Source organism: Simiduia aestuariiviva, from assembly GCF_014192475.1.
In the GTDB taxonomy this organism is placed as follows: Bacteria; Pseudomonadota; Gammaproteobacteria; order Pseudomonadales; family Cellvibrionaceae; genus Simiduia; species Simiduia aestuariiviva.
Window position 1 is genome coordinate 248,908 of the sequence record NZ_JACHXZ010000003.1, and the last position, 26,755, is coordinate 275,662.

General features: G+C 52.5%; 26 protein-coding genes. 11 read left to right on the forward strand and 15 right to left on the reverse strand.

Translation table 11 applies throughout. From position 1 onward, the window contains the following. Positions 1-7: 7 nt before the first annotated feature. The 3 genes from FHS30_RS10815 to FHS30_RS10825 all read right to left on the reverse strand — a co-directional run bounded on the left by FHS30_RS10815 (position 8) and on the right by FHS30_RS10825 (position 3,004). Entirely contained in the window at positions 8-1,009 is a 1,002-nt protein-coding gene (locus FHS30_RS10815; RefSeq protein WP_183910499.1) for a cytochrome d ubiquinol oxidase subunit II, read from the reverse strand. Then, complete coding sequence (locus tag FHS30_RS10820) at positions 1,006-2,406, reverse strand: cytochrome ubiquinol oxidase subunit I (RefSeq protein WP_183910500.1); 1,401 nt, start codon at positions 2,404-2,406, stop codon at positions 1,006-1,008. Before FHS30_RS10820 ends, FHS30_RS10815 begins: the two co-directional genes overlap by 4 nt. Before the next feature lie 64 nt (positions 2,407-2,470). Then, the gene (locus FHS30_RS10825; RefSeq protein ID WP_183910501.1) at positions 2,471-3,004 is read right to left on the reverse strand and encodes a GbsR/MarR family transcriptional regulator; all 534 of its coding nucleotides are present in this window, start codon (positions 3,002-3,004) and stop codon (positions 2,471-2,473) included. A 173-nt stretch (positions 3,005-3,177) separates the two neighbouring features. On the opposite strand from FHS30_RS10825, the gene FHS30_RS10830 reads away from it, so the two are divergent. From FHS30_RS10830 to FHS30_RS10850, 5 genes are all read left to right on the forward strand, one after another. Next, positions 3,178-4,383, forward strand: coding sequence for a dipeptidase (locus FHS30_RS10830; protein ID WP_183910502.1), 1,206 nt, complete (start codon positions 3,178-3,180; stop codon positions 4,381-4,383). A 141-nt stretch (positions 4,384-4,524) separates the two neighbouring features. Next, positions 4,525-6,702, forward strand: a complete 2,178-nt coding sequence (locus FHS30_RS10835; RefSeq protein ID WP_183910503.1) for a M3 family metallopeptidase — start codon at positions 4,525-4,527, stop codon at positions 6,700-6,702. Between the two features lie 103 nt (positions 6,703-6,805). Further along, a complete protein-coding gene (locus tag FHS30_RS10840) occupies positions 6,806-7,663 on the forward strand; it encodes an HDOD domain-containing protein (RefSeq protein WP_183910504.1) in 858 nt (285 codons plus the stop codon). Positions 7,664-7,677: 14 nt separating this feature from the next. Then, entirely contained in the window at positions 7,678-8,538 is an 861-nt protein-coding gene (locus tag FHS30_RS10845; protein ID WP_183910505.1) for an HDOD domain-containing protein, read from the forward strand. 812 nt (positions 8,539-9,350) lie between these two features. After that, the gene (locus FHS30_RS10850; RefSeq protein ID WP_183910506.1) at positions 9,351-10,838 is read left to right on the forward strand and encodes an ice-binding family protein; all 1,488 of its coding nucleotides are present in this window, start codon (positions 9,351-9,353) and stop codon (positions 10,836-10,838) included. Positions 10,839-11,045: 207 nt separating this feature from the next. Here the strand turns inward: FHS30_RS10850 and ggt are convergent, their stop codons facing one another. From ggt to FHS30_RS10880, 6 genes are all read right to left on the reverse strand, one after another. Further along, complete coding sequence (gene ggt, locus FHS30_RS10855) at positions 11,046-12,785, reverse strand: gamma-glutamyltransferase (protein ID WP_183910507.1); 1,740 nt, start codon at positions 12,783-12,785, stop codon at positions 11,046-11,048. A 164-nt stretch (positions 12,786-12,949) separates the two neighbouring features. Further along, positions 12,950-13,807, reverse strand: coding sequence for a hypothetical protein (locus FHS30_RS10860; protein WP_183910508.1), 858 nt, complete (start codon positions 13,805-13,807; stop codon positions 12,950-12,952). 86 nt (positions 13,808-13,893) lie between these two features. After that, positions 13,894-14,529: a hypothetical protein gene (locus tag FHS30_RS10865; protein WP_183910509.1), complete on the reverse strand. Its 636-nt coding sequence runs from the start codon at positions 14,527-14,529 to the stop codon at positions 13,894-13,896. A 442-nt stretch (positions 14,530-14,971) separates the two neighbouring features. After that, on the reverse strand, positions 14,972-16,171 hold the full coding sequence (locus FHS30_RS10870) for a CaiB/BaiF CoA transferase family protein (protein ID WP_343049064.1): 1,200 nt from the start codon (positions 16,169-16,171) through the stop codon (positions 14,972-14,974). Between the two features lie 22 nt (positions 16,172-16,193). After that, positions 16,194-16,682, reverse strand: a complete 489-nt coding sequence (locus tag FHS30_RS10875; protein ID WP_183910510.1) for a TIGR00645 family protein — start codon at positions 16,680-16,682, stop codon at positions 16,194-16,196. A gap of 8 nt (positions 16,683-16,690) precedes the next feature. Next, positions 16,691-17,674, reverse strand: coding sequence for an NAD(P)H-quinone oxidoreductase (locus FHS30_RS10880; RefSeq protein ID WP_183910511.1), 984 nt, complete (start codon positions 17,672-17,674; stop codon positions 16,691-16,693). A gap of 161 nt (positions 17,675-17,835) precedes the next feature. Here FHS30_RS10880 and FHS30_RS10885 point away from each other — a divergent pair, with 161 nt between their 5' ends. Further along, entirely contained in the window at positions 17,836-18,486 is a 651-nt protein-coding gene (locus FHS30_RS10885) for a hypothetical protein (protein ID WP_183910512.1), read from the forward strand. A 4-nt stretch (positions 18,487-18,490) separates the two neighbouring features. Here the strand turns inward: FHS30_RS10885 and pdxH are convergent, their stop codons facing one another. Next, positions 18,491-19,123 carry a pyridoxamine 5'-phosphate oxidase gene (gene pdxH, locus FHS30_RS10890; RefSeq protein ID WP_183910950.1) on the reverse strand — a complete coding sequence of 211 codons (633 nt, stop codon included), beginning with the start codon at positions 19,121-19,123 and terminating at the stop codon, positions 18,491-18,493. Positions 19,124-19,195: 72 nt separating this feature from the next. On the opposite strand from pdxH, the gene mobA reads away from it, so the two are divergent. Then, the gene (mobA, locus tag FHS30_RS10895) at positions 19,196-19,810 is read left to right on the forward strand and encodes a molybdenum cofactor guanylyltransferase MobA (protein ID WP_183910513.1); all 615 of its coding nucleotides are present in this window, start codon (positions 19,196-19,198) and stop codon (positions 19,808-19,810) included. A gap of 33 nt (positions 19,811-19,843) precedes the next feature. Here mobA and FHS30_RS10900 read toward each other — a convergent pair whose 3' ends face one another. Then, positions 19,844-20,809 carry a sodium-dependent bicarbonate transport family permease gene (locus FHS30_RS10900; protein WP_246341285.1) on the reverse strand — a complete coding sequence of 322 codons (966 nt, stop codon included), beginning with the start codon at positions 20,807-20,809 and terminating at the stop codon, positions 19,844-19,846. A gap of 60 nt (positions 20,810-20,869) precedes the next feature. Between FHS30_RS10900 and FHS30_RS10905 the strand changes: the two genes are divergently transcribed. From FHS30_RS10905 to FHS30_RS10920, 4 genes are all read left to right on the forward strand, one after another. Continuing rightward, positions 20,870-21,688 (forward strand): polysaccharide deacetylase family protein, encoded by an 819-nt coding sequence (locus tag FHS30_RS10905; RefSeq protein WP_246341286.1) that lies wholly within the window; start codon positions 20,870-20,872, stop codon positions 21,686-21,688. A gap of 415 nt (positions 21,689-22,103) precedes the next feature. After that, positions 22,104-22,946, forward strand: coding sequence for a BON domain-containing protein (locus FHS30_RS10910; RefSeq protein WP_183910514.1), 843 nt, complete (start codon positions 22,104-22,106; stop codon positions 22,944-22,946). Between the two features lie 122 nt (positions 22,947-23,068). Continuing rightward, complete coding sequence (locus FHS30_RS10915; protein WP_183910515.1) at positions 23,069-23,758, forward strand: Fe-Mn family superoxide dismutase; 690 nt, start codon at positions 23,069-23,071, stop codon at positions 23,756-23,758. Positions 23,759-23,761: 3 nt separating this feature from the next. Beyond that, on the forward strand, positions 23,762-24,418 hold the full coding sequence (locus tag FHS30_RS10920; RefSeq protein WP_183910516.1) for a GGDEF domain-containing protein: 657 nt from the start codon (positions 23,762-23,764) through the stop codon (positions 24,416-24,418). Between the two features lie 29 nt (positions 24,419-24,447). On the opposite strand, the gene FHS30_RS10925 is transcribed toward FHS30_RS10920, so the two are convergent. The 4 genes from FHS30_RS10925 to FHS30_RS10940 form a co-directional block, all read right to left on the reverse strand. Beyond that, a complete protein-coding gene (locus FHS30_RS10925; protein WP_183910517.1) occupies positions 24,448-25,128 on the reverse strand; it encodes a Crp/Fnr family transcriptional regulator in 681 nt (226 codons plus the stop codon). Between the two features lie 163 nt (positions 25,129-25,291). Next, a complete protein-coding gene (locus FHS30_RS10930; RefSeq protein WP_183910518.1) occupies positions 25,292-26,047 on the reverse strand; it encodes a Crp/Fnr family transcriptional regulator in 756 nt (251 codons plus the stop codon). 277 nt (positions 26,048-26,324) lie between these two features. Continuing rightward, positions 26,325-26,543: a hypothetical protein gene (locus tag FHS30_RS10935; RefSeq protein WP_183910519.1), complete on the reverse strand. Its 219-nt coding sequence runs from the start codon at positions 26,541-26,543 to the stop codon at positions 26,325-26,327. A gap of 1 nt (position 26,544) precedes the next feature. Then, positions 26,545-26,691 (reverse strand): lmo0937 family membrane protein, encoded by a 147-nt coding sequence (locus FHS30_RS10940; protein ID WP_183910520.1) that lies wholly within the window; start codon positions 26,689-26,691, stop codon positions 26,545-26,547. Positions 26,692-26,755 lie beyond the last annotated feature (64 nt).

The window sequence follows — 26,755 nt, forward strand, 5'->3', positions numbered from 1 at the left end:
ATCAAATTTAGTAATAACGCAACCCTTCGCTCTTGCCCCAAAACACCCGATAAGAATACACCGTGTATGCCAGTATCACCGGCAACACAAAAATCACGCCCACTAAAATAAATTCCAAAGATGCCGCGGCGCTGGCGGCTTCGGTGGCCAGCATCTTGCCGGGCACTACGTAGGGAAAGAAACTGAACGCCAAGGCCACAAAGCTGAGTAAAAACAGCACAACTACGCCTATAAAAGGGCGGCGTGATAAATGTTCTTCACCTTGGTAGAGCCGCAGCACTGTTTGTTCTATGTAGTACAAAGCGGCCGCACCAATCATCGGAATTAACACTAAAAGCGCTTTGCCTGTAGGCGTAAACCAACGGCTGACCACTTCCGGCACCAGGGTTAAATTGGCCGCCGACACAAACACCAAACCCAGCAAGGTCACCGCGCCCGCCAACCGCAGCCAACCCAGTGCACGGCTTTGTAGTTCACCTTCGGTCTTCATGACCAACCAGGCACTGCCGATGTACACATAGGCCGCGGCCACACAAAGTGCACTTAATAACGCAAAACCGTAGGCAAAGCCGGTATGCAAAAAACCGGTAACGAAGCGACCCAACATATAGCCCTGCGCCAAAGCCGCGGTTAGCGAGCCAAATTTAAAGGCCCAATCCCATGCGCGCTGGTAATCGCTAATGGCTTTGGCGCGCATGTCAAAGGCCACGCCGCGGGCAATCAAACCAATGAGCAGTATCAACGCCGGCAGGTACAGCTCATACAACACCAAACTATGAGCCTTGGGAAATGCAATGAGTAATATGCCCACCGCCAACACCAGCCAAGTTTCATTGGCATCCCAAAACGGGCCGATAGATGCTAGCAGGGTGTTGCGCTGCTCAAGATCGTTCATAGGCAACAACATGCCCACACCCAAATCGTAACCATCGAGCACGGCGTAAATCATCACGGCCAGCCCTAAAAGCCCAAGGAAGATATACGCCAACATGTCCGGTGATAAATTCATAGCATGGCTCCAGAGTGCGCAGGTTTAACGACAGGTGCGTTGGCAATGGCCGACATTTCTTGCAAACTTTTGGTTTCGTATTCCTCCACCGCCACCGACTTTTTGGCCATGTGAAAAACTGTGTGTAAATAGGCCCACAACAAAAATGCGTAAACGATCAAATACGCCGCCAACGACAGGGCCACATGCGCGCTGGGTTGAGTGGTGACAGCATCGGCTGTTCGCAACACCCCGGTCACCAACCAGGGTTGACGCCCCATTTCGGTCACATACCAGCCTGCCAGAGTGGCCACCCAGCCAGAAAATGTCATAGCTACTAGCCCTTTGAGCAGCCAAGCCGGAAGATTGCCCCTCCGCCAAAGGTGCCACACCGACAGCCACGCCAGCGTCAACATCAACAACCCCACAGCCACCATAATGCGAAAACCAAAAAACAACGGCTTTACTGGTGGATGGTTCAGGGCAAAATCATTCAAACCGACAATTTCGCCGTCTGGGTCGTGGGTTAAAATCACACTCGCCAATTTCGGCACACCGACTTCGTACCGATTTGCACGGGTTGTTTCATCGGGCCACGCAAATAGCAACAAGGGGGCGCCCCGCTCCGTGTCCCACACCCCCTCCATGGCGGCGATTTTTTGCGGCTGGTGTTCAAGGGTATTTAATCCGTGCAGATCGCCCACGAACATTTGCAGTGGCGCCACCACAGCCGCTAACACAACAGCGGTTGTTAGCGCCAAACGCGGTGCCCGTTTGCTATCACCCTTCAATATCCGATAGGCCGAGATGCCCGCCACAAAAAAGCTTGCGGTTAAGAATGATGCCAACATCATGTGCGCCAATCGGTACGGCATCGACGGGTTAAAGATAATGGCCAACCAGCTCTCGGGCATGGCTACGCCGTGCTCCAGATAAAAACCAGCGGGCGTGTGCATCCAAGAATTGAGCGCAATAATCCAAAAGGCCGACATGCTGGTGCCAACGGCCACCAATAAGGTCGCCAGCGTGTGCACCCATTGGGGCACGCGATTGATGCCGAACAACATAATCCCTAAGAAGGTAGCCTCTAGAAAAAAAGCCGTTAGCACTTCGTAGCCCAGCAGTGGTCCGGCAATGTTGCCCACCCGCTCCATAAACAGCGGCCAATTGGTGCCAAACTGAAAGCTCATGGTGATGCCCGTCACCACTCCGAGCGCAAAGGTCAGTGCAAAAATTTTCACCCAAAATCGATACACCCGCATCCACACCGGGTGTTGCGTGCGCTGGAAGCGCCACTTAAAAAAGAACAGCAACCACGCCAGTGCGATGGTGATCGTGGGGAATAAAATATGGAAACTGATGTTGGCGGCAAACTGAATACGTGACAGGACTAACGTGCTTTCTAAAACCTCCTGCATGACAACCTCCGATGCGGGATGGAAAATGCCCGCCTCTGCGGGCCGAGAGTTTGATCAAATCGGGCTACTTAAAAATCTTGCCCTTTAGTTCCAAGACTTTGCCCACCCCAGCACCGAGTTTTAGCAATGCTTTTAACTGCTCGGGCTTGAGTCGCTGAACGTCGTCTAACCAACCGGTAAACAGCTCCAGTAAATCGTGAATTTCTTGCATGCGCTCGGTGGCGTAATCGGGCGTCTGTCCATCCACTTGCATTAACTGACTGCGCAACACGCTCAAGGTGGGGTCCACTTCGCGCTTGCGTCGCTCACTGAGCACCTGCTGGGCCAAATCCCACAAGCTGCCGTTCGGGCCGTAGTAGTCCTTGCGATCACCCGGCTCACGCACCACGCGAATCAAGCGCCAGCTCTGCAACTCTTTAGCGGCCATGCTGACATTGCCACGCGAGATGCCCAGCGATTCACTGATATCGTCGGCGCTTAGCGGTACTTCGCTAAACACAATCACCGCCAACACCTGCCCCACAGAGCGGTTAAAGCCCCAGCGGCTGGCCATTTCGCCAAAATGCAGAACACAATCTTTAAGGTGGGGATTATTCATAGGTCAACTTCTAAACTTTCAATAATTTCTGAAAGTTTATGATAGTGTTACTCAAAGTGCAATGCTGGCCAGTGAAAATCACTTATTTGTCGGGGAAAATCACCGCCAATGTGGCCTCTGAATAAGGCACGTGCAATAGTTGGGGCCCCAAAAATAGCTAAAAAGGATGTTCCATGACGGCCGGCCACACCCACCCAAAACGACCCATCTTAAAGGTGTTATTGCTGGGCACCGCGCTCACATTCGCCATAGCACTGGGCGTGCTGTTGCTACTGGCCCCCGGGCTTGCCGAGCGCGGCATGAACACCGTAAAACCACTGGCAGATACTTCCCTTAGCGCAGACGCCCAGCGGTTACACCAGCGCCTGTGGGTCGCCGACCTACACGCCGACTCGCTCCTATGGCAACGCGATTTAACGGAGCGCAGTGAGCGCGGCCATGTGGACTTCCCCCGTTTGCAGGCGGGCAATGTGGCACTGCAGATGTTTACCGTGGTCACCAAAACCCCGGCCGGCCTCAACTATCACCAAAACCCTGCCGATGCTCGCGACAACATCACCCTGCTGGCACTGGCACAGGCTTGGCCGCCGGCCACGTGGCACAGCCTCACCGCCCGCGCGCTCTACCAAGCCGACAAACTGAACGGGTTCATTGCGCGCGCGCCCAAGCAGGCCATGCTGGTTACAAGCCAAGCGGATCTGCAAACCCTGCAGGAACGCCGCAACGCCGGTGAGCCCGTGGTGGGTGCCCTCTTAGGCACCGAGGGCTCGCACGCGCTCGACGGCGACATCGCCAATATTCAACGCCTCTACGATGCAGGCTTCCGCATGATGAGCTTGCAACACTTTTTTGATAACGCTCTGGGCGGCTCACTGCACGGCAATAGCGGCAGTGGCTTAACGGAGTTTGGACGCCGGGCCCTCGCAGAAATGGACCGGCTAAATATAATGATTGACGTCTCGCACTCGGCCCCGCAAGTGGTGCGCGACACCCTGGCCATCGCCACTCGACCATTGATCGTGAGCCACACCGGCACCTATGGCCACTGCCCCAGCCCGCGCAATGTGTCCGATGAGCTCATGCAAGCCATTGCGGCCAAGGGTGGTTTGATCGGCATTGGTTTTTGGAAGAGCGCGGTATGCGACGACACACCCGCCGGTATCGCCAGCGCCATTGTGGCCGCCGTGGCGCTGCTGGGTGAAGACGCCGTGGCCCTGGGTTCCGATTTTGATGGCGCTGTGCAAACCCGCATCGACGCCAGCCAACTGGCGCTGATCACTCAAGCGCTACTCGATAAAGGAGTGCCCGAAGCGGTAATCGCCAAGGTGATGGGTGGCAATCAATTGCGGTTTTTTATGGCTAACTTACCCGCGCAGTAAGCTGATACGACGGATAATCGGGATCAAACCAACGCCCCGCATTGGGGCTTTGCACCCACCAGCCGTCTAATAGTCACCCGTACGCCCAAGTAGGACACGCTGGGGCGGCGCATAAACAATAAGACAGAAGAGGATTCGACCATGATTTCCCGATCTCCCCTGCTATTGGCCACGGCCATCGCAGTCCTGGCCGCAGGTTGCAGCCAAAAAGACGCTCCTAGCACCGACGACGCTATGGCCAAAACCCAGGCAGAAATGCCCGCCAAGGCGCCCGCTGAAGCCAGCAACCCGTTTTTCACAGAGAGCAGCCTCTACTTCAAGCTGCCGCCATTCGACAAAATCCAAGACACCGATTATGCACCCGCTTTCGAGCGTGGCATGGCCGACAATCTTGCTGAAATCGAGGCGATCGCCAACAACACCGAAGCGCCCACCTTTGAAAACACCTTGGTCGCCATGGAGCGCAGCGGCGACATATTGAACCGCGTGGCTCGGGTCTTTTTCGCCATGACCTCCGCCAACACCAACGATACGCTGGAAGCCATCCGCTCCGATGTTGCACCCAAGCTGTCGGCGCACAACGATGCCATCCTGCTGAACGACAAACTGTTCCAGCGCGTGAAGGCTGTGTACGAGCAGCGCATGGATTTGAACCTCGATCCAGAATCACTGCGCTTAGTTGAGATTTACTACCGCGACTTCGTGCGCGCCGGTGCCAACTTGTCGGATGCCGACAAAGAAAAGCTCAAGGCCTACAACAGCAAGCTAGCCACCCTGTCTACTACCTTCAGCCAGAACGTGCTGAAAGAAGTTAATGACTCCGCCGTCGTGGTAGACACCGCCGAAGAGCTGGCCGGCCTGTCTGACAGCGCCATCGCCGGTGCCGCCGAAGAGGCGAAGTCCCGCGGCCTGGAAGGTAAGTACGTCATCACCCTTATGAACACCAGCGGCCAACCGCCACTGACTTCATTGACCAATCGCGCCGTGCGCGAGCGCATCATGAAAGCGTCCTTGGCACGCGGTTCACGGGGCGGTGAGTTCGACAACCGCGCCGTTTTGGCAGAAGTGGTTAAGCTGCGCGCCGAACGCGCTCAGCTGCTGGGTTACCCCAACCACGCAGCCTATGGCCTAGAAACGCAAACAGCGCAAACCACCGCTGCGGTCAACAAGCGCTTGGCAACCCTAACCCCTAAAGCCGTAGCAAACGCCAAGCGCGAGCAGGCCGACCTACAGAAGATGGTAGCGGCAGAAGGTGGCAAGTTCAGTGTTGCCGCATGGGATTGGGCCCACTACGCCGAAAAAGTGCGCTCACAGCGCTACAACTTTGACGCCGACCAGTTGAAGCCCTACTTCGAAATGGACAGCGTGCTGCAAAACGGTGTTTTCTACGCCGCCACTCGGCTGTACGGCATCACCTTCAAAGAGCGCAAAGATTTGCCCGTCTACCACCCGGACGTGCGCATCTTCGAAGTGTTTGAAGAAAACGGCGACACCTTGGCCCTGTTCCTATTCGACCCCTATGCGCGCAGCTCTAAGCGCGGCGGTGCGTGGATGAACGCCTACGTGTCACAGAGCCACCTCATGGGCACCAAGCCCGTGGTAGCCAACCACCAGAACATCCCCAAGCCACCCGCGGGCGAGCCCACGCTGCTCACCTACGACGAAGCCAACACCATGTTCCATGAGTTTGGCCACGCGCTGCACGGCATGTTCTCAGACGTGAAGTACCCCTACTTCTCCGGCACCTCTGTGCCCCGTGATTTCGTAGAGTACCCTTCACAGGTCAATGAAATGTGGACCTCTGATCCGGAAATTTTGGCCAACTACGCCAAGCACTACAAAACCGGCGAGCCCATGCCAAAAGCACTGCTAGACAAGGTGCTGGCCACCGAGAAGTTCAACCAAGGCTTCGCCACAACCGAGTACTTGGCGGCCTCGTTGATCGACCAAGCCTGGCACCAACTCACGCCCGAGCAGGTTCCCGCAGCCGACAAAGTCACCGACTTTGAAGCCGCGGCCCTGACCAAGGCTGGCGCCAAGCTCGATACCGTGCCCCCGCGTTATCGCTCCACCTACTTCTCGCACATCATGGGCGGCTACTCCGCGGGCTACTACGCCTACATTTGGAGTGAAGTTCTGGATGCCGACACCGTGGAATGGTTTAAGGAAAACGGCGGTCTGAAGCGTGAAAACGGCGATCACTTCCGTAAAACCCTGCTGTCTCGCGGCGGTAGCGAAGACGCCATGCGCGTGTTCAAAACCTTCCGTGGCGCAGAGCCCAATATCGAACCACTGCTGGAGCGTCGCGGTTTGAACTAAACCCCGCGCACTGCAGTTTTTCGATCCCTCACAGCCGGCGCCAGCCGGCTGTGTTGTTTCTGCTAAGCTCTATTACACCCCAAGCACGAACGATAGAGCCCCCATGACGGTACAGTCGCCGGAATTTGCCATCTACAGCAACGTCATTCAGCAGGTGATGAAAGGCGAAGAACAATTGCCCAGCCTACCTGCCATCACGCTGCGCATTCGCAAGGCACTGGCCGACCCGCACACTAGCCACAACCAGCTCGCCAACCTGCTCATGCAAGACCCGAGCTTGGCCGCACTGGTGATGAAAACCGCCAATTCAGCACTCTACAAAACCGTGGCCCCCGCCAAAACACTGAACGACGCCGTGCGCCTATTGGGCCGTGAAATCATTGATCAAATCGTCATGTCGCACAGTGTGAAAAGTTTATTCGTGATGAAAAGCGCGGGCCTTAAGCGCCTGTTTATGATGAGTTGGCAGCGCCAGGCCGTGAAAACCGCCATCTGTATTTTGCTCACCCAAGCCACCCAATTTAAACCCACCTTTCAACCCGTTACGGGGTGTTTCCTCTGTGAAATAGGCACTCTGGCAATTCTCTCCGCCTTTAACAATCAACCCCTAGAACCCTCGGAACAGGACTACATCAAACTGTGCAAAAGCTACAGTAAATCGCTAGGCCTAATTCTGATCAAAAAGTGGCAGCTCGACGACGTCTACACCGACATGATTCGAAATGCCGGCAATTGGCAACTGCCGCAAGCACCCACTATTTCAGCCATGGAAATTATCAACCTCGCGCTCTATCACTCGCTGGTGATTTTTTCGCACGCCGAAGACCTGCCGCCACTACCGGCGCTACCGGCCTACAAAAATTTACCAAAAAAATATCAACAACTAGACGATTATGGCCTGCTGCAATTGATCAGCCAGCACGAAGATGCCATTGCTGAATACATCGACACCCTGCGTTAAGCGCACCCACAGCCATGGAAACTTCCGCACGCGGTTCCGACTATCAAATTTACCGACAGGTGATCTCGCAGGTCATGCAGAACCAAGAGCAACTGCCCAGCCTGCCCTCCATCACCCTGCAATTACGCGCAGCGCTGCGCGATGCAAACTGCTCGCCCGCACGGCTCACGCAAATGGTGATGCAAGACCCTAGCCTTGCTGCAATGATCATGAAAACCGCCAACAGCGCGCTCTACACCCGCCCAGCACAGGCGCACACACTGAGCGATGCCATGCGCATGCTCGGTACCGAAACGCTGCACGACCTGGTCATGTTTCACAGTGTGAAAAGCTTGTTTGTGATGCGCACACCCGGGCTCAAAAAACTATTTGTACTGGGCTGGCAGCGCCAAGCGCAAAAAACCGCTGTGTGTATTTTGCTCACGCACCTCACCCACTTTAAACCCGCCTACTTACCCGTAACCGCCTGCTTTTTAGGTGAACTGGGTTCACTGGCAGTTCTCTCAGCCTTCAAAGACCAAGCACAAGTACCCAATGTGACCGACTACATTGCCCTGTGTAAAGAATTTAACAAACCCCTAGCCACCGTGCTCATGCGCAAATGGCAACTCGACACACTCTACATCGACATTACTCGTCAAACCGGCGACTGGACTCTCAATACCGGGCCCGTGCTCACACCGCAAGATTTAGTGCACCTAGCGCTCTACCACGCGCTGTCACTGTTTAGCAAAGTCGACGACCTACCGCCCCTCACCGCCATGCAAGCCTACGAGAAATTGCCCGACGCCTTAAAACCACTCGATAAAAAGGGCTTGCTCGCCTGTGTCAGTGAACGCGAAAATGCGATTCGCGAGTACCTTGGGCAGGTTTAGTTGGGAAGCATGCAAAGGGAGTGATGGGAATATCCTGAAACGTAGATGCACAAACATTGACTGAAACAAGTGTGTGAATCATTGGGATATCGTCGCAGCCCAGGGCTTACGCAAGCAAAACTTCTTAGCTGACTTGAGGCCCTAATTGCAAACTCATGCTCGTCACTGTAATCGAAAAGCTTTACGGTGGTTCGAATCACGTTTTTTTGGCATTAGATCCAGAAAACATCCAATCTTTCCAAACAGCGCTACCAAGACAACCGCCAGAATGAGCCTTCTACTATGGTTGCTACTCTTTACATTGTGTCACACTACAGTGGGTGTTTTTAATCTCGCCGACACTAGCAAGGGCGACATTTCATTTTTTATTGAAAAAGTAGAGAGTTTGGCTGATTTATTTTTAATTCATTTAACTAGCCTATTTTCGTGTGCAAGTCCCTGTTTATGCTCAGCATTATATTAGCAGCCCACTTTGACCGTGCTGTAAGTCAGACGCTTTAATCTGACAGATCACGAAATATTTCACCCAATTGACCCAATTAAGCGCATAGTGGCCTCTTCTCCTCACGCCTGAGGTCAAGCGCAAGGCGTAACCGTTTGCAGTAAGTATCCCAGTACTCGTCGTAAAACGTAGTTTGTCAGCTCCTCCGATGGATATATGACGCAGTGTTTAACCCGCTGAACCGTCAAGTGAATCCCAGCTCAAGTTGTAGTAACAAAATCGAAGAGTAAAGCGCACACCATAAGTATTTTCTTATACGTGCTGACGGCCGCCTCTATGTTTATCTGTGGCCCTACTAATTGGATAAAAAATGAATATTACCAAACAAACCATCAGTCGATTTTTATGGCTGAGTACATTTCTGTTGCTCACCGCTTTAGCCGGCTGTAGTAAAAACGATAGCAGATCTAGCCAACCTGTACCCACACCATCGCCGGCCCCTGATCCCGTGGTGCTGACACCACCTACGGTAGTGTCTAGCTTTCCCATCGACGCGTCTATTGGTGTAGCAATTAATTCCACCGTCACTGCCACTTTTAGCGAAGCCGTTGACGCTGCTACAGTGACTGCCTCTAGCTTTACCGTAACCGGCGCTGCACAAGCCGCGGTGGTGGGTACTGTGACGTTAAACAGCGCTGGTAATGTGGCAACTTTTGTTCCCGGTAGCAACTTTGGTGCGACAACGGCTTATACCGCCACCATTACTACAGCGGTAACAAATATCGAGGGCACGGCACTTGCTGCTGACTTCGTGTGGACCTTTACTACGTCAGCGACAGCTGATACCACAGCGCCCACGGTTGATTCGACTGATCCACTCGATGGCGCGACAGCTTTTGCACTAAACCGCAGCGTCAGTGCGAACTTTAGCGAGGAGTTAAATCCAGATACTGTTAATGGGACTAGTTTCAGTCTGAGCGATGGCACAAACGCAGTCGATGGCATAGTAACTTACAGTAACAAGACTGCAACTTTTAATCCTGATACTGACTTGCTCGCGAGTACGATTTATACCGCAACGTTATCCACTGCGATTGCTGATTTAGCGTCGCCAGCCAATACCCTGGCAACAGTGGTTTGGAGTTTTACAACTGGTGAGTCTGCAGCACAAGGTCCTGCGGCCGTTAACCTGCGTACCGCTGGTAATTTTGTGATTCTCACCAAAACCGGCATTACCAACGTACACACATCGGCCATTACCGGCAACATAGGTGCCAGCCCGATCACCGCTGCGGCGATGGACAATGTGTTTTGTAGCGAAATTGTTGGCACCATTTATGGCTCTGACGCTGGTTATACTGGCAGTGGCGCAATCACTTGTTTTGCTGGCGCAGCGCCAGACAATACTTTAGTGGCTAACGCTGTTCTCGACATGGGCACTGCTTATACCGATGCTGCGGGTCGTACCACCCCTGACTTTACCGAACTGCACGCGGGTGATATCAGTGGTCAAACACTGGCGCCTGGTTTGTACAAGTGGGGCACGGGTGTGCTGATCTCTACCGATGTAACCCTGTCTGGCGGTGCAAATGACGTTTGGATTTTCCAAGTGGCCGGTGATATCACTCAGGCCGACGGCAGCAGTATTGTGCTTGCCGGTGGTGCCTTGGCGAAAAATATCTTCTGGCAAGTAGGTGGCGGCACTGGTGTTGCGATAGGAACAACCGCACATTTCGCGGGCATTATTCTCGCTGAGAAAGGCATTACCGTGAATACTGGCGCTTCAGTAGATGGCCGCTTGCTTTCTCAAACTGCGGTTACTCTAGACCAAAATGCGGTGACTCAACCAGCTCCATAGAAATACGTAATATACTAAAAATACACTTTTAGGGCCCCATTAGGGCCCTTTTTTGTGGCTAAATATCGACGCTACAGTGGATGTTCTCTTTATTTTGCGTTTATTAATCTGCGTCGACGCTATAGTGGATGTCCTCTTTATTTACTTTATTTTGCGTCGGCAATAGAGTGGGCGTACTTTCTATCTCTCCTCTTTATCACTTTATTTTTAATGTGCCGCTGCCACCCCATCGCGCCGGGAGTCTGAACCAGCGATATAACCTTTGGAAGATTTCATAACGCCCTGTCCACCACCAAATACTAGCCCAGGGTTATTGCCGTGAAAAAAACCCTGTACAGTAGCCATTACTGGGTTTTGAGGTGCATGTCCGAGTGCATAAAGCTCGTCCACCGTACTTTTCGGAATACCTTGTTCAAAGCTCACTCTATTTCCTTCCCAATGCCGAAACCTCGGCGCGTCAATAGCTTCCTGCACATCCATCCCGAACACCACCATATTCAAAAACATCTGAACATGTGCTTGAGGCTGTTGCGGGCCGCCGACAATACCAAAACTCAACCAAGGCTGTTGCTTTCCTTGAGCGTCTGCTTTGGTGACAAAACCGGGAATGATAGTATGAAAAGGTTTTCTGCCAGGGGCCACAGTGTTAGCCCTGCCTGTTTGCATAGAAAGACCAACCCCGCGATTTTGTAACGCAAATCCAGTCCCGGGAACAACAACTCCTGAACCAAAAGGTCCTGCGATACTGTTAATTAAAGACACCATATTGCCGTCTTTATCCGCCACACTTAAATAAGTGGTGTCACTAGCGCTTAATGACGCGTCTGGATTAGCTCGCTGCATAGCGTGATCGGGATTTATCAAAGCGCGCCGCTTGGCGATAACCGTGTCGCTTAGCAACTGTTCAGCTTCTATCTGCATGAGCTCAGGGTCACCGACAAAATACTCGAGGTCAGCATAAGCCAATTTTTTAGCTTCAATAAGATGATGTAAATAGTTTGGTGAATTATGTTGCATTGCTTTTAAATCATAAGGCTCTAGGATCTTCAGCATTTCAAGCGCAGCAATCCCTTGGCCATTCGGTGGCAACTCCCACAAACGATACTCTTTGTAGGAAACCGCCATCGGTTCAACCCATTCTGCCTGATAATTAGCAAAGTCGCTCTGGGTTAAAAAACCACCGTACTGCTGCACGCTTGCAGCAATTTTCTTACCCAGTTCACCTCCATACATAACCGCTGGCCCCTGCGCGGCTATTAGTTTCAACGTGTTAGCATAGTCTGGATTAACAAACCATTCGCCGGCAATGGGAGTCCGGCTGCCATCGATTAGGAACGTGTTTTTTGCACCAGAATCATAATTGATTTTACTTTCAAAAAGACCCCACTCCTCCGCCGTTGTTTTCGAGATTGGAAATCCTTCTTCAGCCAACTCAATCGCCGGTGCCAGCGCTTGAGCCAGACTGATAGTTCCATAGGTTTCCAACAACTTCGCCCAACCACTAAGCGCCCCAGGCAAGGTAATAGATTGAGCGCCGTCATCTGGCACACGACTGCGTTTCGCCATTTTGTCCAGTGCCATTAGCGCACCGGCATGCCCACTGCCATTAATGCCGATCAAACGCTGCTCACGCTCCAACCAGAGCATCGCAAACATATCGCCACCAATACCAGACATATAAGGTTCTACAACACTCAACACCGCTGCGGCGGTAACTGCAGCATCCACCGCGTTTCCACCGTTTTGCAATACGGCCAACCCTGCCTGACTGGCTAAAGGTTGGCTGGTGGCCAATACGCCATGCGGTGCATACACTGCTTTTTCTTTAAATTCAGCTGTTGGTGTACCTAAACCCGTTCGAAACGAAAGCCCCGCCACAAGCGACACAACGGCAACCACCGACACAACGGCTAGCATCCACTTGAAAAACCTAATCACTGCAGTCATAAACTTTCAATACACGTATATTTTTTTAAAGTTAGCACTTTAGATTCTAAAGGCGTGGAATTTTCGAAAGCTGTAAGGCTCTATTTACCTTCTTGCGAACGCCGCGCTCTGCGGCAAATTTGAAGCGCAGCGGAAAATTTGCCGACAGCAGCGGTTTGTTAGAGCTATTGCTGGAGCACATCAACGTAGCTAACAGTAAACCGTTCTTGGTTGTGGGGATACTCATCTAGCCAAAAAAATCTTGCCTTCATTCTTTCAAAAGCAGGCTCCTGTTCATTTTTAAACCATTCTTTTGCTTGATTTCTTGCCCAGTTGACGCCATTTCGGCTCACCTCCGGCATGACCATTGCTTTAGTGACTAAATCCTCTAAGCGAGATTGTTTGGCTTTTCCAATACAATGATCCCGGTGATATTTTCTAAATGCCTTTAGAAATAGAACTTCTGCTCCAACAAAATGATAAAGTCGATTTGTTTTTTTAGCTTGCCTATTGAGTGATTCGATTGCTTTATTGCCGTTTAATGACAGGAAAAATGATTTATAGAATTCAGTAAAATCAGCTTGTAATTCTCCGGCCTTTACTTCTTGTTCGGAACCTACTATTGCATAAAATGGAGCTCGATCTAACTGAGTTGCAGTGTGAATTAAATAAGCTCCCTTGCAAGCGGCAACCACAACAAGTAAGTTCACTTCGCAAGCAAAATTAATCTGGATAAGTAAATCTCTAATTTCATTCCACTCAACAATTTCCTTATTTGCAAGGCCTAGGCCTTTCTCGCATCCATGGCACTCTAGGTGAATCAATGGATAGTTCCTATTTTCAACTACATCTTTATAAATAGTTTCCAGACAATACAGAAACTCGTCTTTCGAGTTTGGCTGTTCAAGTGAAACAATTAATTCTGGTTGCTCCTTTTTGATGCTTGGAAATAGGCCTTCATAGAGGTGTAATCCAGTTTTCAATTCTCCATCAGATAAGGACTCAATTATCCAGAGTTTGTTAAATATATTTCTCGATTTCATCTGGTTTTAGGCCCTAACGCCAGCCGTAACCGGCATATATGTAGTGAGCAGCGCGAACGAAATATACGTCCGCGTTGACGGCCTTGCTAGCCATAAATGCTCTTGCGATGAAGATGCGATAGCAGCAAGACCTCTCCTTCTTCACGCGAATCGGCAAGATTTTGTGACAAATCATCATCAAGATTATCGGATGGGTAAAGCTGTCGCTGTGCCTCAATGATCTGCGGCGAATCTGGAAAGTACGTATTGGAGAAGTCTTGAAGCAGGTCTAAATAAGCGTTGACGCGTTCTATCGATTCGGCAAGAGACCGACCAAAAGGCAAAAAACCCTCGTAGATTTTTGATCCTACCAAGACACGAAGGTCAAGCTTAGCTGACTCATAGCGTTTTAATTCCTCTGCGAATTTTTCGATTTTTGCCTTATAACCTTCTGCTTCGGATAGACGCCACCTTTCACTTTCTGTGGTGTGCTCGATTTCTTCATCTGTGAATTGACGCTTGTCGTAAGCCCAAAGGGGTTGCCGGAGTGTGCGGGCGGCCCTACAGACTAGATGACTTTCTTTCACGAGCTTTCTTGCCGCTGCGTAGACTTCCTTTCCAACCAAATCCCTCTTCCAAGCCCTCACCCCGTAAACGCCAACGAAGATCGTCACGATTGCAGCCAACCCCAGCAGGGCATCTTTGAGCAATGCAATCCATTCCTTGAGTTCTGGATCCGGCAAGATTTTTTCCTCTTTTGGCTAACAGTCTTATTAAACAGCGAGTCTATATCTGTCTCGCTGGCCATATCTAGACATGCCAGTGCCTACGTCTAGACATGCCCCCCTTTCAAACCTGAATAATGCCACATCTAGACTAGGTCTTGTCTATATCTAGCCGAAGGCAAGTCTATATCTAGCCACTCAGACTTTCGTTGAGTACACACCTAGGCATACCCATATCTAGGCATGTCTAAATATAGACCCGCTGTGTATTTTTCAGTCGATCTTTTTGGATAGCCGCACAGCAAATTTGAAAGCGTTATTGCTAGGGAGCCAGCATCGAAACAGCTATTGCACTGAGCAATTGTTGCTAGGTTAATGGCTGCACTAAAACCGTGTGAGTTTTAGCGAGATAGGGGCTATTCGCAGCGTGAGTTAAGCAACCTCACTTTAGGCAGCCGTTTCACAGTGACGTTACGCCAGCCCGCGACAGCTCTGCAATCTCATCCGCAGACAACCCCAACAGCTCCGCCAACACTTCCTGGTTGTGACTGCCCACTGCCCCACCCGGCCATTCGGTAGCACCCGGCGTGCCGGTGAGCTTGGGCATGAGTGCGGGAATATCCAGGGGCTTGCCGTTGATTTCGACGCGCTCGAATAATCCGCGCGCTTGAAAGTGGGGGTCGGTCATTTGATCGGCGACATTGTAGATAGGGCCCACCGGTACGCGCTCGGCTTCGAGATGCGCGATTACCGCATCGCTATCGCGATCTAAACACCACTTGGCGATGGCGTTGTCGATGGCCACTTGGTGTTCGACGCGGCCGGCATTGTCGGCCATGCGCGGGTCATGTGCCATGTCGGCGCGGTCGATGGCGGTCATTAAGCGTTTGAAAATGGAATCGCCGTTGCCGCCGATAACCACAAATTTGCCGTTGCCACAGCGGTAGGTGTTGGTGGGCACAATGCCGGTGACGGTGGTGCCCGAGGCCTCGCGCACCAAGCCGGCGCCGGAAAACTCGGGCACTACGCCCTCCATTAAATTGAACATGGATTCCACCAGTGACACATCCACCACCTGCCCCGCTTGGTCGCCATTGCGTTGCGCCAACAGCGCTAGCGCAATACCGAGCGCGGCGTGGATGCCGGCGATGGTGTCACCAATGGATAAGTTGGGGCGCACCGGTGCTTCGCCAGGAAAGCCATTGAGGTGACGAAAGCCACTCATGCCCTCGCACACCGAGGCAAAGCCAGGTTTGTGCGCGTAGGGGCCGGTTTGACCAAAGCCCGAGATGCGCGCATACACCAGCTTGGGGTTGCAGCTTGTAAACTGCTCGGGTCCCAAGCCCCACTGCTCCATCACGCCCGGTCGAAAGTTTTCTATCAACACATCGGCGCTATCGATGAGCTTGGCGGCCAAGGCTTGGCCCTGCACCTGCCGTAAATCTAAGGTCACGGATTTTTTATTACGACCCAGCGAGCGCCACCAATACGAGGTGCCAGTGTCATCGAGCTGGCGCCAATTGCGCAGCGGATCACCACCGCCCGGCGCTTCAATTTTAATAACCTCGGCGCCGAAGTAGCCGAGCAGGCATCCGGTAAACGGGCCCGCCAGCAGCTGGCCCATTTCAATGACGCGAATTCCTGCGAGCGGCTTGGTCACAGTAGTCTCCCGTGCAACCGATTTAGTGCTTGGTGATTTTATCCAGATAACCCATGGCAAATGCCGAGGCCACAAAGGTCATGTGAATCAGCACGTACCACATCAGTTGCATGTCGTCGTAGTTTTTCACACCCATGAATACTTTGAGCAGGTGAATCGACGAAATCGCCACGATGCTGGCGGCAATTTTGGCTTTGAGCGAGGACGAATCCATTTTGCCCAGCCAATTTAATTTTTCTTCGTCTTCGGCAATGTCTAGTTGCGATACAAAATTTTCGTAGCCGCTCATCATCACCATCACCAGCAGGCCGCCCACCATGGCCAAGTCGATGAGGCTTAGCACCATTAACACCATGTTGGCTTCGGCGATAGTGGGTATCTCTACGATGAGATGAAACAACTCCCGAAAAAACATGATACCCAGCGCCAGCACCGCCAAACTCAAGCCTAGGTAAATGGGCGCCAACAACCAGCGCGAGCGGTACATCAATGTCTCAATAAAACGTTCCACTTAAAACCTCATTCATCAAACGTTAAAACAATTTTGCCGATGTGTGCACTCGACTCCATGAGCCGGTGCGCGGCCTCCACCTCCGCGAGGGGGAATTCAGCGGCGATCACGGGCGCTATGTTACCTGACTCGATCAGCGGCCACACCTGTTCGCGCAAACCTTGAGCGAGCGCGGCTTTCGCCTGATCGGATTGCGCGCGCAGCGTCGAGCCGGTAAGGGTTAAGCGCTTGAGCATGACCGGCAGTAAATTCAATTGCACCTCTGGCCCCTGCAAAAATGCGATGCTCACCAAGCGCCCCTCCATAGCCGCCAAGTCGATATTTTTGGCCACGTAATCGCCGCCCACCATATCTAAAATCACATCCACACCGCGCTGTTCTGTGGCGTGTTTGAGTTCAGCCACAAAATCTGCGGTGCGGTAGTTGATGGCCTTTTGCGCGCCCAGCGCGACGCAGGCGTCACATTTTTCATCGCTGCCGGCGGTGGCATACACAGTGGCTCCCAAGGCGCGCGCCAATTGAATGGCCGTGGTGCCAATGCCGCTGCTGCCACCGTGCACCAACAAGCTTTCACCGGCCTGCAAGCGCCCGCGCACAAACACATTGCCCCACACAGTAAACAGGGTTTCCGGCAGCGCGGCGGCCTGCACAAAGGAAAGGTTTGCAGGTTTGGGCAAACACTGCCCGGCCGGTACGCACACGGTGTCGGCGTAGCCACCACCATTGCACAGGGCGCACACCTGATCGCCCACCGCCCACTCGGTTACGCCCTCACCGAGGGCTGTGATCACGCCCGCCACTTCCAATCCCAAAATGGTGGAGTGGCCCTTGGGCGCAGGGTAGCGACCCAGCCGCTGCACCACGTCCGGTCGATTGACACCGGCGGCGCGCACATCAATTTGCACCTCGCCGGCAGCGGGATGAGGCGCAGTGCCCAGGGCCAGCGTCATCACGCTGGCGTCGCCATACTGAGGCAGGTCAATGTATTTCATCGCGAATCACCTGTTGAGGGGTTGCCAATTGAAAGCTGCAGTATGGCATAGGATTGCGCCCAGCTTACACGCTCACCCCTTGCGCAGTCGGACACGACTTGCCAAACGCCCCCCGCAGCGCCGAAAATTGCGGCCATTGCTATTTCTTGATGGGAAACACCATGAGTGAACAACACCCGCAGGAGGTGAACCCAGCCTGCCGCGCCGACAACGGCTGTGCATCGGCGTCGACACAGGCTGCAACCGCGCGCGCAGTGACGCTGTCTTTCTGGCAGAAAGCGGCTTGCGGGCTCTTGATTGTGGGTTTGGCGGTGATGGGTTACGCCCTGAGGCAAAACTGGCAACGCGCACAGCTGACTGAGGCGCTCACCACCGAGCTAGTGGCACTGCACCTTGCGCAGCAGCCGCTGGAATTTACCGCCAACAGTCTCGATGAACTGGACCCACAGTTCGCCCAATTGGACTTCACCTTGGTGGACAGCATTCAGCTGCCCGCCCTGAACGATCAACTGCTGGGCGGTCGCTACAGCGACGTCCTAGGTCACACCGCCGCGCAGTTGCGACTGGCCCAAGGGAACCAATGGCGCACGCTGTTCCAGCTGCCCTTTCACAAAGGCGGCTTTGCGATTCTTGGCAATATCCATGTGGATGAGCGGCCGCTGTTGCGCTTTGCGCGCGGCTTACAGGTAACTGTGTGGGAAGAAAACGGCGTGTTGTTGGCGCTGGTACAGGTGCCGGACACCGAGGCCGGCACCCTTGAGATCAGCAAGCCCCAGCTGCCCGCGCCGCCAACCTCGGCCAAGGACCAGTAACCGCCTAGGGCGCGAGCCGCGTGCGCGCCCAACCGCTGTCGGTGCGCGTGTATTGAAAGCGATCGTGCAGCCGGTTGGCGCCGCCCTGCCAAAATTCAATTTCCGTGGGCACCACGCGAAAGCCACCCCAGAAGTCTGGTGCGGGCATTTCGCCATTGGCGAATTTTTCTTTCATGCGCGCCACCTGTTGCATCAGCAGTTGCCGCGTAGATACCGGGTGGCTTTGGTGCGAAGCCCAAGCGGCCAACTGACTCTCTTTGGGGCGCGATAAAAAATACTTGGCCGATTCCGCGGCGCTAATTTTTTCTGCCACGCCGCACACTTTCACCTGCCGCTCGATGTCATGCCATGGAAAGTGCAGGCTCACCTTGGGGTTCACGGCCAACTCCTGCGCTTTACGCGAACCGTAGTTGGTGTAAAACACAAACCCGTGGTCCACCTTTTTTAATAGCACGATGCGCTGTGAGGGCTGGCCGCTGGCATCTACCGTGGCCACGGTCATGGCGGTGGGGTCTTTTAACTGCAAGTCGATGGCCTGTTGCAGCCAGCGTTCAAATTGGGCGATGGGGTCGTCGTCCAAATCTGCGTGATCTAGACCACCCATCAAATAATCGCGCCGCAAATCTTCCAAATTCAAACTCATGGGGCAACTCTGCGTAAGACATTTCGGGCTATTATACGGCCATCTCTCGGCAACAGACGACTGACCATGAACATCCCCAAGGAAAATATTGCCGGCCTGATCATTGCCGGCGGCACCGGCCAGCGCATGGGCGGCGTCGACAAATGTTTGCTGACGTTGCAGGGCAAGCCACTCTTGCATTACTGCCACCAACGGCTCGCGAGCCAAGTGGACACACTGGCGCTCAATGCCAACGGTTCACTAAACCGATTTAGCCACGCGCTGGCAGATTTGCCGCTCATGCCGATGCTGCCCGACAGCCCGCCGAGTGCCGGCCCATTAAGTGGCATCATCGCCGGCTTGACCTGGCTGCAAAGCCTGCCTCACTGCTGGCTCTTGACCGCGCCCGCCGATTCACCCTTTTTTCCAGACGATCTGGCAGCGCGCTTGAGTGCGGGCCTGGGCATGAAATCGACGCTGGCGGTGGCCTCTGAACAGGGGCAAATGCACCCACTGTTTGGCCTGTGGCACAAAAGCCTACTGCCCGCACTGCAAGAGGCCTACCGCGACGATCAACACAAGCTGCAACACTTGGTGCGCGAATTAGGTGGCATACAGGTGGATATTGCCGATGCTGGCCATGGATTTTTTAACATCAACACGGCCGAAGATTTAGCGCGCGCCAAGGCGCTGATGCACTAACACCAACGCAAAGATGGCTGCCTACAGTGCTAGCTACAGCAAAATCAGGTAGTGATAAAAGCCAATACCTAACAACACGTTGAGCGGAAAGGTCAGCCCCAGAGACGCCAACATCGCAAGCCCAATATCGGCCTTGGGTATAGCCCCTTTAATGGCCACGGGTGCAGCAATATAAGACGCACTGGCGGTCAGTGACGCGAGAATCACCTGAGTGCCCTCGCTCATACCCAAAAATTTACCGGCGGCAATGCCCACCAGCGCCAGCAGCGGCGGCGCGATCAAGGCAAAGCTCAACAAGCGCCAATGCACCCAGGGAAAAGGCCGCAAGGTGGCTGCCGCCATCAAGCCCATCTCCAATAGAAACAGGGCCAACACCGCCTTAAAGGCGCCCGTGTACAGATCGGTTACCGCCGCGCCTTGAATGGGCCCGTACATGACCCCGATGATGACGCCACCGAGCAGCAGAATGACACCCTGATTCGTGAACGCCTCGTGCCACAATTTACCCATGGTGGGCTGCACTGTGCCGTCAGTCTGAAAACGACGGTACAGCAGCAAACCTACCACAATGGCAGGCAGCTCCATGGCCACCAGATAGAGCGTCACTTCCGGCGACACCACGAGTGCGTGCGTTTCCACATAGGCCAGCGCCACGGCAAAGGTGCCCGCACTGACCGAGCCATAGTGCGCCGCAATGCTGGCGCTGTCGGCCAAATTTAACCCCACAAGCTTGCGCAGCAGCGGGAACAACACCAGGGGAATAACCGCGCCCAAGGCCATCACCGTTAATAGCTCGGGCACCAATTGCCAATGGAGATTGCCGTACAGCGCCATGCCGCCCTTGAGGCCGATGGTGAGCATAAGTAACAAACTCAGGGTTTCGTAGGCGGCTTTCGGCACAGTGAGATCGGAACGCACCAAACCGGCAATCATGCCCAACAGAAAAAACATCACGACGATATCTGGCAAGGTATTCACTCCCAAGGTTGATGGGGGCATTGTAGCGACAACGCAAAAAAATCACAGGGCCAGGTGCACTTTGACGCCCCAAGACCTGCGATGCACAATATCGCCACCCTCTTCGCAGCCGCGCGCCTGTCTATGCCGTTTTTTATGTTCACAATTCCCCTCAAAGCACTGGCGCTGATGCTCACACTGGGGCTTGCGCTCGCCCAGAACACCGCCAGTGCCGATGAAACTTGGCCACAAGACCATCGGGTGGCCATTAGCCTGAACTACGACGACGCTTTAAATAGCCAGTTAGACAATGCGCTGCCAGCGCTCAATCGCTTCAACCACAAGGCCAGCTTTTACCTCACACTATCGTCACCCGTAGTTGCGCAGCGCATCGCCGAATGGCGCGCACTGGCGGCTGAGGGTCACGAGCTGGGCAACCACACGCTATTTCACCACTGCCGCGCATCCCTTGCCGAGCGCGACTGGGTGGCGCCTCATCAAGATTTAGATCAGCGCAGCCCGGAACAACTACGTGACGAAATCATCACCGCCAACCATTTTCTGACGGCCATAGACGGGCGCCGCCAGCGCACCTTTACACCACCCTGTGGCGACACACAGGCGGGTGGCAAAGATTTTTTGCCATTGATTCGCCCGCACCTGCTCGCCATTAAAGGGCAGGAACCGAAATACCTAAATGCCGTCTGGTTATCACCCACGAATGTGGATGGCGCGGCGTTGATAACGCTAGTGCAACAGCACGCGCAAGGGAGTTTGTTGATAAATCTGACATTCCACGGCGTGGGCGGCGACTATCTATCAATATCGTCGGAAGCTCACGAACAACTGCTGCGTTACCTGGCAGCGCATCCCGATAAATTCTATGTTGCCACCTACCAAGAGCTTGCCCGAGGTTTTTAACTCGCCACTTACAGCTCACTCGTATAGGTCAAGGTGCTAATGCACATCAAGTCACTAAACGATTGTGGCGGCAACAACTAATGTCTGTGCGCCAGCGTACAGTCACTTTTTCTGCTATCGACATTCCCACGGCCTCTGTACCTATCCAGCTATTTACTTATCTACCTATTTATTAGCTACCTATGGGTGCAATGATAGCTATGTGAGATAGCGTACCGACCCCAAACGCCCGCTTCTTTAAGGTTGCCATTCGTGAATGCTCCGTTGAATTGCAATGACGCGCAAAGGTGCGAAATCTGGCGCCAACAGCAAGCTCACGAATCACTCGCCACTTCACTTTGATTTGGCGACCATTGCTTAGCGCATTAGCACTCCCAACGTTTAAACAGTGCGCCGACATGACTGGAGTAATACCATGAAAAATTTTATCGGCAAGGCTCTTCCCTTTGCGTTGCTCTTATCAGCTATTGCGGTAACTGGCAGCGCGCTGGCAAAAGATTCTGTGTCACAGGATATTTTAGAAGCGCGACAGGAAACGCAAATCTGGACCACCTATGCCCTAAGCCCCTACCTGCGATCCAATGACATTCAGGTATCCGTTGACAACGGTACGGCGACACTCACCGGCGGCGTTGCCGAAGACATCGATAAAGATCTAGCCAAGCAAATTGCGCTGGGTGTTGAAGGCATTAAATCCGTCGACAACAAAATTACCGTCAATGCCGAACAAAAACCTAAGAGTGACGCTCAGCTCGACCAAAGCTATGGACAATACATTGATGATGCATCAATCACTGCGGCGGTCAAATCAAAATTATTGTGGAGTAAAAATTCTGACGGCCTTGCCACCAATGTCATCACGAAATTTGGCAAGGTAACGCTCACTGGGCATTCCGATTCTGCTACAGCCAAGGAACTTGCCGGGCGTTTGGCAAAAAATACCCGGGGCGTAAAATCGGTCAACAATCAACTTATTGTTAAAGAACAAAGAACCACGCCAATGCTCGAAAGCGGTAAAGCGATCGCTGCCAAATCAGGCACCACCGTATCGGATAGCTGGATAACGACCAAGGTAAAATCAACCTACATCTACTCTAGTAACGTCGACAGTTCGGACATTTCAGTCACCACCAAGGAAGGGCTCGTCACACTCACAGGCAAAGTGAGCAGTGGCGCGGAGCGGGAACTCGCCATCGAACTGGCACAAAATATTCGCGGCGTTAAACGCGTCCAAACGGAAGAATTAACCTTTAAATAGAGCAGCTAATTGTGCTTGCTGGCAGCCTGATCGCTGCCATTTTTTTCCGCGCACACAACCCGAGGCCGCTGTTGCAGCCTTGATGCTGCACTGCATGCACCAACAGTACAGGTGTAGATGACATGAAAGCCGCGATAAATTCTAAAAGAGGTCGCCTGCTAGACCCATGGCAACTAGTCAGCAATAGCGCCCGCATCCTGGCACCACAATTAGCACGCCTGCTAGAGACATTGCGATCAGCGGCTATCCTCTACCACAATCAATATGCCGCGCAACATAGCAGCACACACAGCCCCGCAGCACATCGACCCGCAACTGCACCTTGGATTACATCACCTGACCACAAGGCCGGAACCGCACCCGCGCTCGAAGCGAAATCAAACATTCCAAACGGCAAGCTATTTGATGCCATTGCTCAATGCTTCGGTAGTTTTGATCAATTCAAACAACGGCTAGAACAAGAAAATGCAAAGTCTGACAACGAAAGTTGCGTTTGGCTAGTATCCAACACCGATAATTCCGTGCAGTTGATAACGACACCCCGCCATATGGATCCGTCAATCTTTGGTTGCGAGACTCTATTAGCGATTGATATTTGTGAAACATCCTCACCCTCTCAAACCGCTAGTCGACAACTGTTATACATACGCGCTTGGTGGCAGGTCGTAAGCTGGGCCAGCATTGAACAAAAATATGAACAAGGCCTTTATCACAACCCAAGCGCCTATCGCACAGCGGCTACCAAAAGACCGCAGGTCAAACGCTCCCCATCGAGTAGTGTCGAACACATACAGACAACAATGAGGATGTAAACCATGGTGTTAAAATTTGAAAAATTCAACGTCAACACTACACGGCCCACAATTAATGGATCTACAACTTCGCGCTATAAGGAAGATCTCCTGCGCGATACTATAAAAATACTTACCCACAAAGTGCTGGGCCTAGAAAGAGAGTTATTGAAAGCCCTCCACTTTGCCAATCACGACCTGCTCACCGGGCTTGCCAATAGGAGCCTACTGAGAGATAGACTACTGCAAGCAATGCATCAGGCCAATCGACAACACAAGCAGGTTGGCCTACTGATACTCGATCTAAATGGGTTTAAATCCATTAACGATACCCATGGCCATAACGTTGGCGACGAGATACTGATCCAGGTCGCAAAGCGCTTATCATCGTGCATTCGTGCAGAGGACTCCGCCTATCGGTACGGCGGCGATGAGTTCGTGATACTACTGCCCGAAGTAGATGGCACGAGTGGTGCCAACGAATTAAGGAGCAAGCTCAATATTAAATTGACCAGACTGTATAGGATTGGCATGCGCCGAATTTCAGCGTCGGCAAGCATAGGCATAGCCGTGTACCCGTCCGATGGAAAGGATCAAAAAGAACTGATCAAACACGCGGATGAAAACATGTACTGCGCCAAAACTGACGGGAAAGGAAAACTACAGAATCTACCACACTAGAATGAAACGCCGTTTTAGGAAATTATCAATCATGCCGCCGCCAGGTAACAGTCGCATGACTTTTCAATAAGACCCTTCCGATTAAGAATGAGCAGCTTACCGCGAGCGTAACTTATGAGTGACTGGGATCTAAAATTGTGTGCAGCAATGCTCACGCCGCTGCGCCTAACACCCATCAATTGAGCAATTGCCACATGGGTAAAATGCAACTCCTCACCTGGACACTGATCACTGGCTTCAAGCAACCACCGAGCGAACCTAGCCTCTACACTGTGATACTGAACACATACGATTGACTGACCCAATTCATTCATCAATTGAGAAATGTAGTGCTTTATTGATTTATCTAAGCCAAAATTTTCGAGCAACGTTTTCCTAAAGCGACTGACTGAGATACGCATGGCTTCTCCAGAAACCAAGGCAATGCATTGAAAGCGCGCGTCGCAAACTCCCAATACCACAGCGGCACCTAACATACCTTCCCGACCGATCAGTTCAATACTCATAGGCCGATGGTCAGCGTCTGTCGCATTGAAGGAGGACATGCCAGAGAGGGGAAAATACACATATTGATAGGGAGTATCGGGCTCGTAGATCACAGTGCCTCGCACCAACGTCACTCGAACGCATTGGGTTAGCAGCCGATCTTTTACCTTTCGCGACAGTGCATCGATTAAATGATTGTTTGCTGGGGGTATTAAATTCTCCATACTGAGCCTATACATAGAAAACTTGAACCCCAAGGAATTCAACATTTTCATACAAGGAATGTAGATTCAGTATGCGTTACCGATACAAGGGCATCTGTACGATGGCACACCTCTCCCAGCCATCGTTTTACTGGCGCCGTTTTACTGGCCCCATTTTGCTGATTTAGTTAAGCACATGCCCGTTTTTTCTTGGTACCTGCCGCGGCAGTAATCGGTCTGTTTCTTTTTTCACTACCGCGTAACATTCACACGACAGCGCCTCCAATTTATTTCTATGCAACACTTTAATATGGCCGCGATGGTAGGCGATGACACCAAGCTTTTGCAATTTGCCAGCGGCCTCGGTCACACTCTCACGACGCACACCCAACATATTGGCGATTAACTCCTGCGTCATAATGAGGTTGTTGCTGGGCAGTCTGTCTAGTGACAATAGCATCCAGCGGCACAGCTGCTGATCCACTGAATGGTGACGGTTGCACACCGCCGTTTGCGCCATCTGGGTAATTAGCGCCTGGGTGTATCTCAATAACAACATGAGCATTTCAGTGTGCCGATCGAACTCGTCCTTAAATCGGTGACCCACCATGCGATACGCATAGCCGGCACTCTGCACGATCGCTCGGCTGGGCGTGCTATCGCCCCCCATAAATAACGCAGTGCCTAGAATACCCTCATTGCCCACCACGGAAATTTCCGCCGAAGCGCCATCCTCCATGACGTACAACATGGAGATAATGCAATCAATGGGGAAATAGGCGTAGCGCAGTGTATCCCCCGATTCATAGAGAACCTTGCCCAGGGGCAAATGAACCAGCTCCAGATTTTTCGTCAAACGCCGCTGAACGTCCAGCGGCAGCGCGGCAACAAGATGATTTTCGGTTGGGCAGTGCTGCACTGATGTGTCGATGAATGTCATAGCGTTATTAACTAAAGGGCCATATCGATGAATTAACGCGCACATAGCGTAAATCATACGCTCATTTAGCCACGGCAGTTATCCAATCAGCGAAAAACACCACGCTTTAATGATTGACGCGACAGCAATTTGAATTTAACGAAGCAAAGAATATAGCCATCACTCCGCATGTTAATAAAAGGCAGCTGCTGAAATACACAGTGGCAATCTCCAACGTCGACCACGGGAAGGCCCTATAGATCACATAGCCTTCCCATGGTAATGACCCACTCAATCGCTAGAATTTTTTCTTCACAGTTAGCAATAGGCCACCCACCACAATAAAGGCAATACCCGCCCATATTGGAATATTGACATGTTCACTTTCTGAAAATGACATGCGCAGGGAGCCTATGTTTGCGTCGTGCACATCACTGGTATAGCTGAACCCTCCGTAAGCTAGCCCCAACACACCCAGTACAATTAGAATGACGGCAAGTAGTTTTAGTGGACTCATGCTAAAGCCTCCTGCCTTCAATAACTCTAATCGCCAGCACCACGATCGCCACAACCACCAAGATGTGAATCAACCCACCCATGGTATAAGAAGAAACCAACCCCAACGCCCAAAGCAATAGCAATGTAATCGCTAGAATATCTAACATCACCCTCTCCTTTTTCAATTAAAAATCGAGTGTATCCAGCGCATGCCAAAAGGGTCTGTACGCT

Coding starts and splice junctions, on each gene's coding strand:
- FHS30_RS10830 (WP_183910502.1), top strand. CDS start 3,178: ATGACGGCCGGCCACACCCACCCAAAACGACCCATCTTAAAGGTGTTA.
- FHS30_RS10935 (WP_183910519.1), bottom strand. CDS start 26,543: ATGAGTCCACTAAAACTACTTGCCGTCATTCTAATTGTACTGGGTGTG.
- FHS30_RS10840 (WP_183910504.1), top strand. CDS start 6,806: ATGACGGTACAGTCGCCGGAATTTGCCATCTACAGCAACGTCATTCAG.
- FHS30_RS10850 (WP_183910506.1), top strand. CDS start 9,351: ATGAATATTACCAAACAAACCATCAGTCGATTTTTATGGCTGAGTACA.
- FHS30_RS10885 (WP_183910512.1), top strand. CDS start 17,836: ATGAGTGAACAACACCCGCAGGAGGTGAACCCAGCCTGCCGCGCCGAC.
- FHS30_RS10900 (WP_246341285.1), bottom strand. CDS start 20,809: ATGCCCCCATCAACCTTGGGAGTGAATACCTTGCCAGATATCGTCGTG.
- FHS30_RS10880 (WP_183910511.1), bottom strand. CDS start 17,674: ATGAAATACATTGACCTGCCTCAGTATGGCGACGCCAGCGTGATGACG.
- FHS30_RS10930 (WP_183910518.1), bottom strand. CDS start 26,047: ATGACATTCATCGACACATCAGTGCAGCACTGCCCAACCGAAAATCAT.
- FHS30_RS10920 (WP_183910516.1), top strand. CDS start 23,762: ATGGTGTTAAAATTTGAAAAATTCAACGTCAACACTACACGGCCCACA.
- FHS30_RS10925 (WP_183910517.1), bottom strand. CDS start 25,128: ATGGAGAATTTAATACCCCCAGCAAACAATCATTTAATCGATGCACTG.
- FHS30_RS10910 (WP_183910514.1), top strand. CDS start 22,104: ATGAAAAATTTTATCGGCAAGGCTCTTCCCTTTGCGTTGCTCTTATCA.
- FHS30_RS10845 (WP_183910505.1), top strand. CDS start 7,678: ATGGAAACTTCCGCACGCGGTTCCGACTATCAAATTTACCGACAGGTG.
- FHS30_RS10815 (WP_183910499.1), bottom strand. CDS start 1,009: ATGAATTTATCACCGGACATGTTGGCGTATATCTTCCTTGGGCTTTTA.
- FHS30_RS10905 (WP_246341286.1), top strand. CDS start 20,870: ATGCACAATATCGCCACCCTCTTCGCAGCCGCGCGCCTGTCTATGCCG.
- FHS30_RS10915 (WP_183910515.1), top strand. CDS start 23,069: ATGAAAGCCGCGATAAATTCTAAAAGAGGTCGCCTGCTAGACCCATGG.
- FHS30_RS10835 (WP_183910503.1), top strand. CDS start 4,525: ATGATTTCCCGATCTCCCCTGCTATTGGCCACGGCCATCGCAGTCCTG.
- ggt (WP_183910507.1), bottom strand. CDS start 12,785: ATGACTGCAGTGATTAGGTTTTTCAAGTGGATGCTAGCCGTTGTGTCG.
- FHS30_RS10940 (WP_183910520.1), bottom strand. CDS start 26,691: ATGTTAGATATTCTAGCGATTACATTGCTATTGCTTTGGGCGTTGGGG.
- mobA (WP_183910513.1), top strand. CDS start 19,196: ATGAACATCCCCAAGGAAAATATTGCCGGCCTGATCATTGCCGGCGGC.
- FHS30_RS10820 (WP_183910500.1), bottom strand. CDS start 2,406: ATGCAGGAGGTTTTAGAAAGCACGTTAGTCCTGTCACGTATTCAGTTT.
- FHS30_RS10860 (WP_183910508.1), bottom strand. CDS start 13,807: ATGAAATCGAGAAATATATTTAACAAACTCTGGATAATTGAGTCCTTA.
- FHS30_RS10825 (WP_183910501.1), bottom strand. CDS start 3,004: ATGAATAATCCCCACCTTAAAGATTGTGTTCTGCATTTTGGCGAAATG.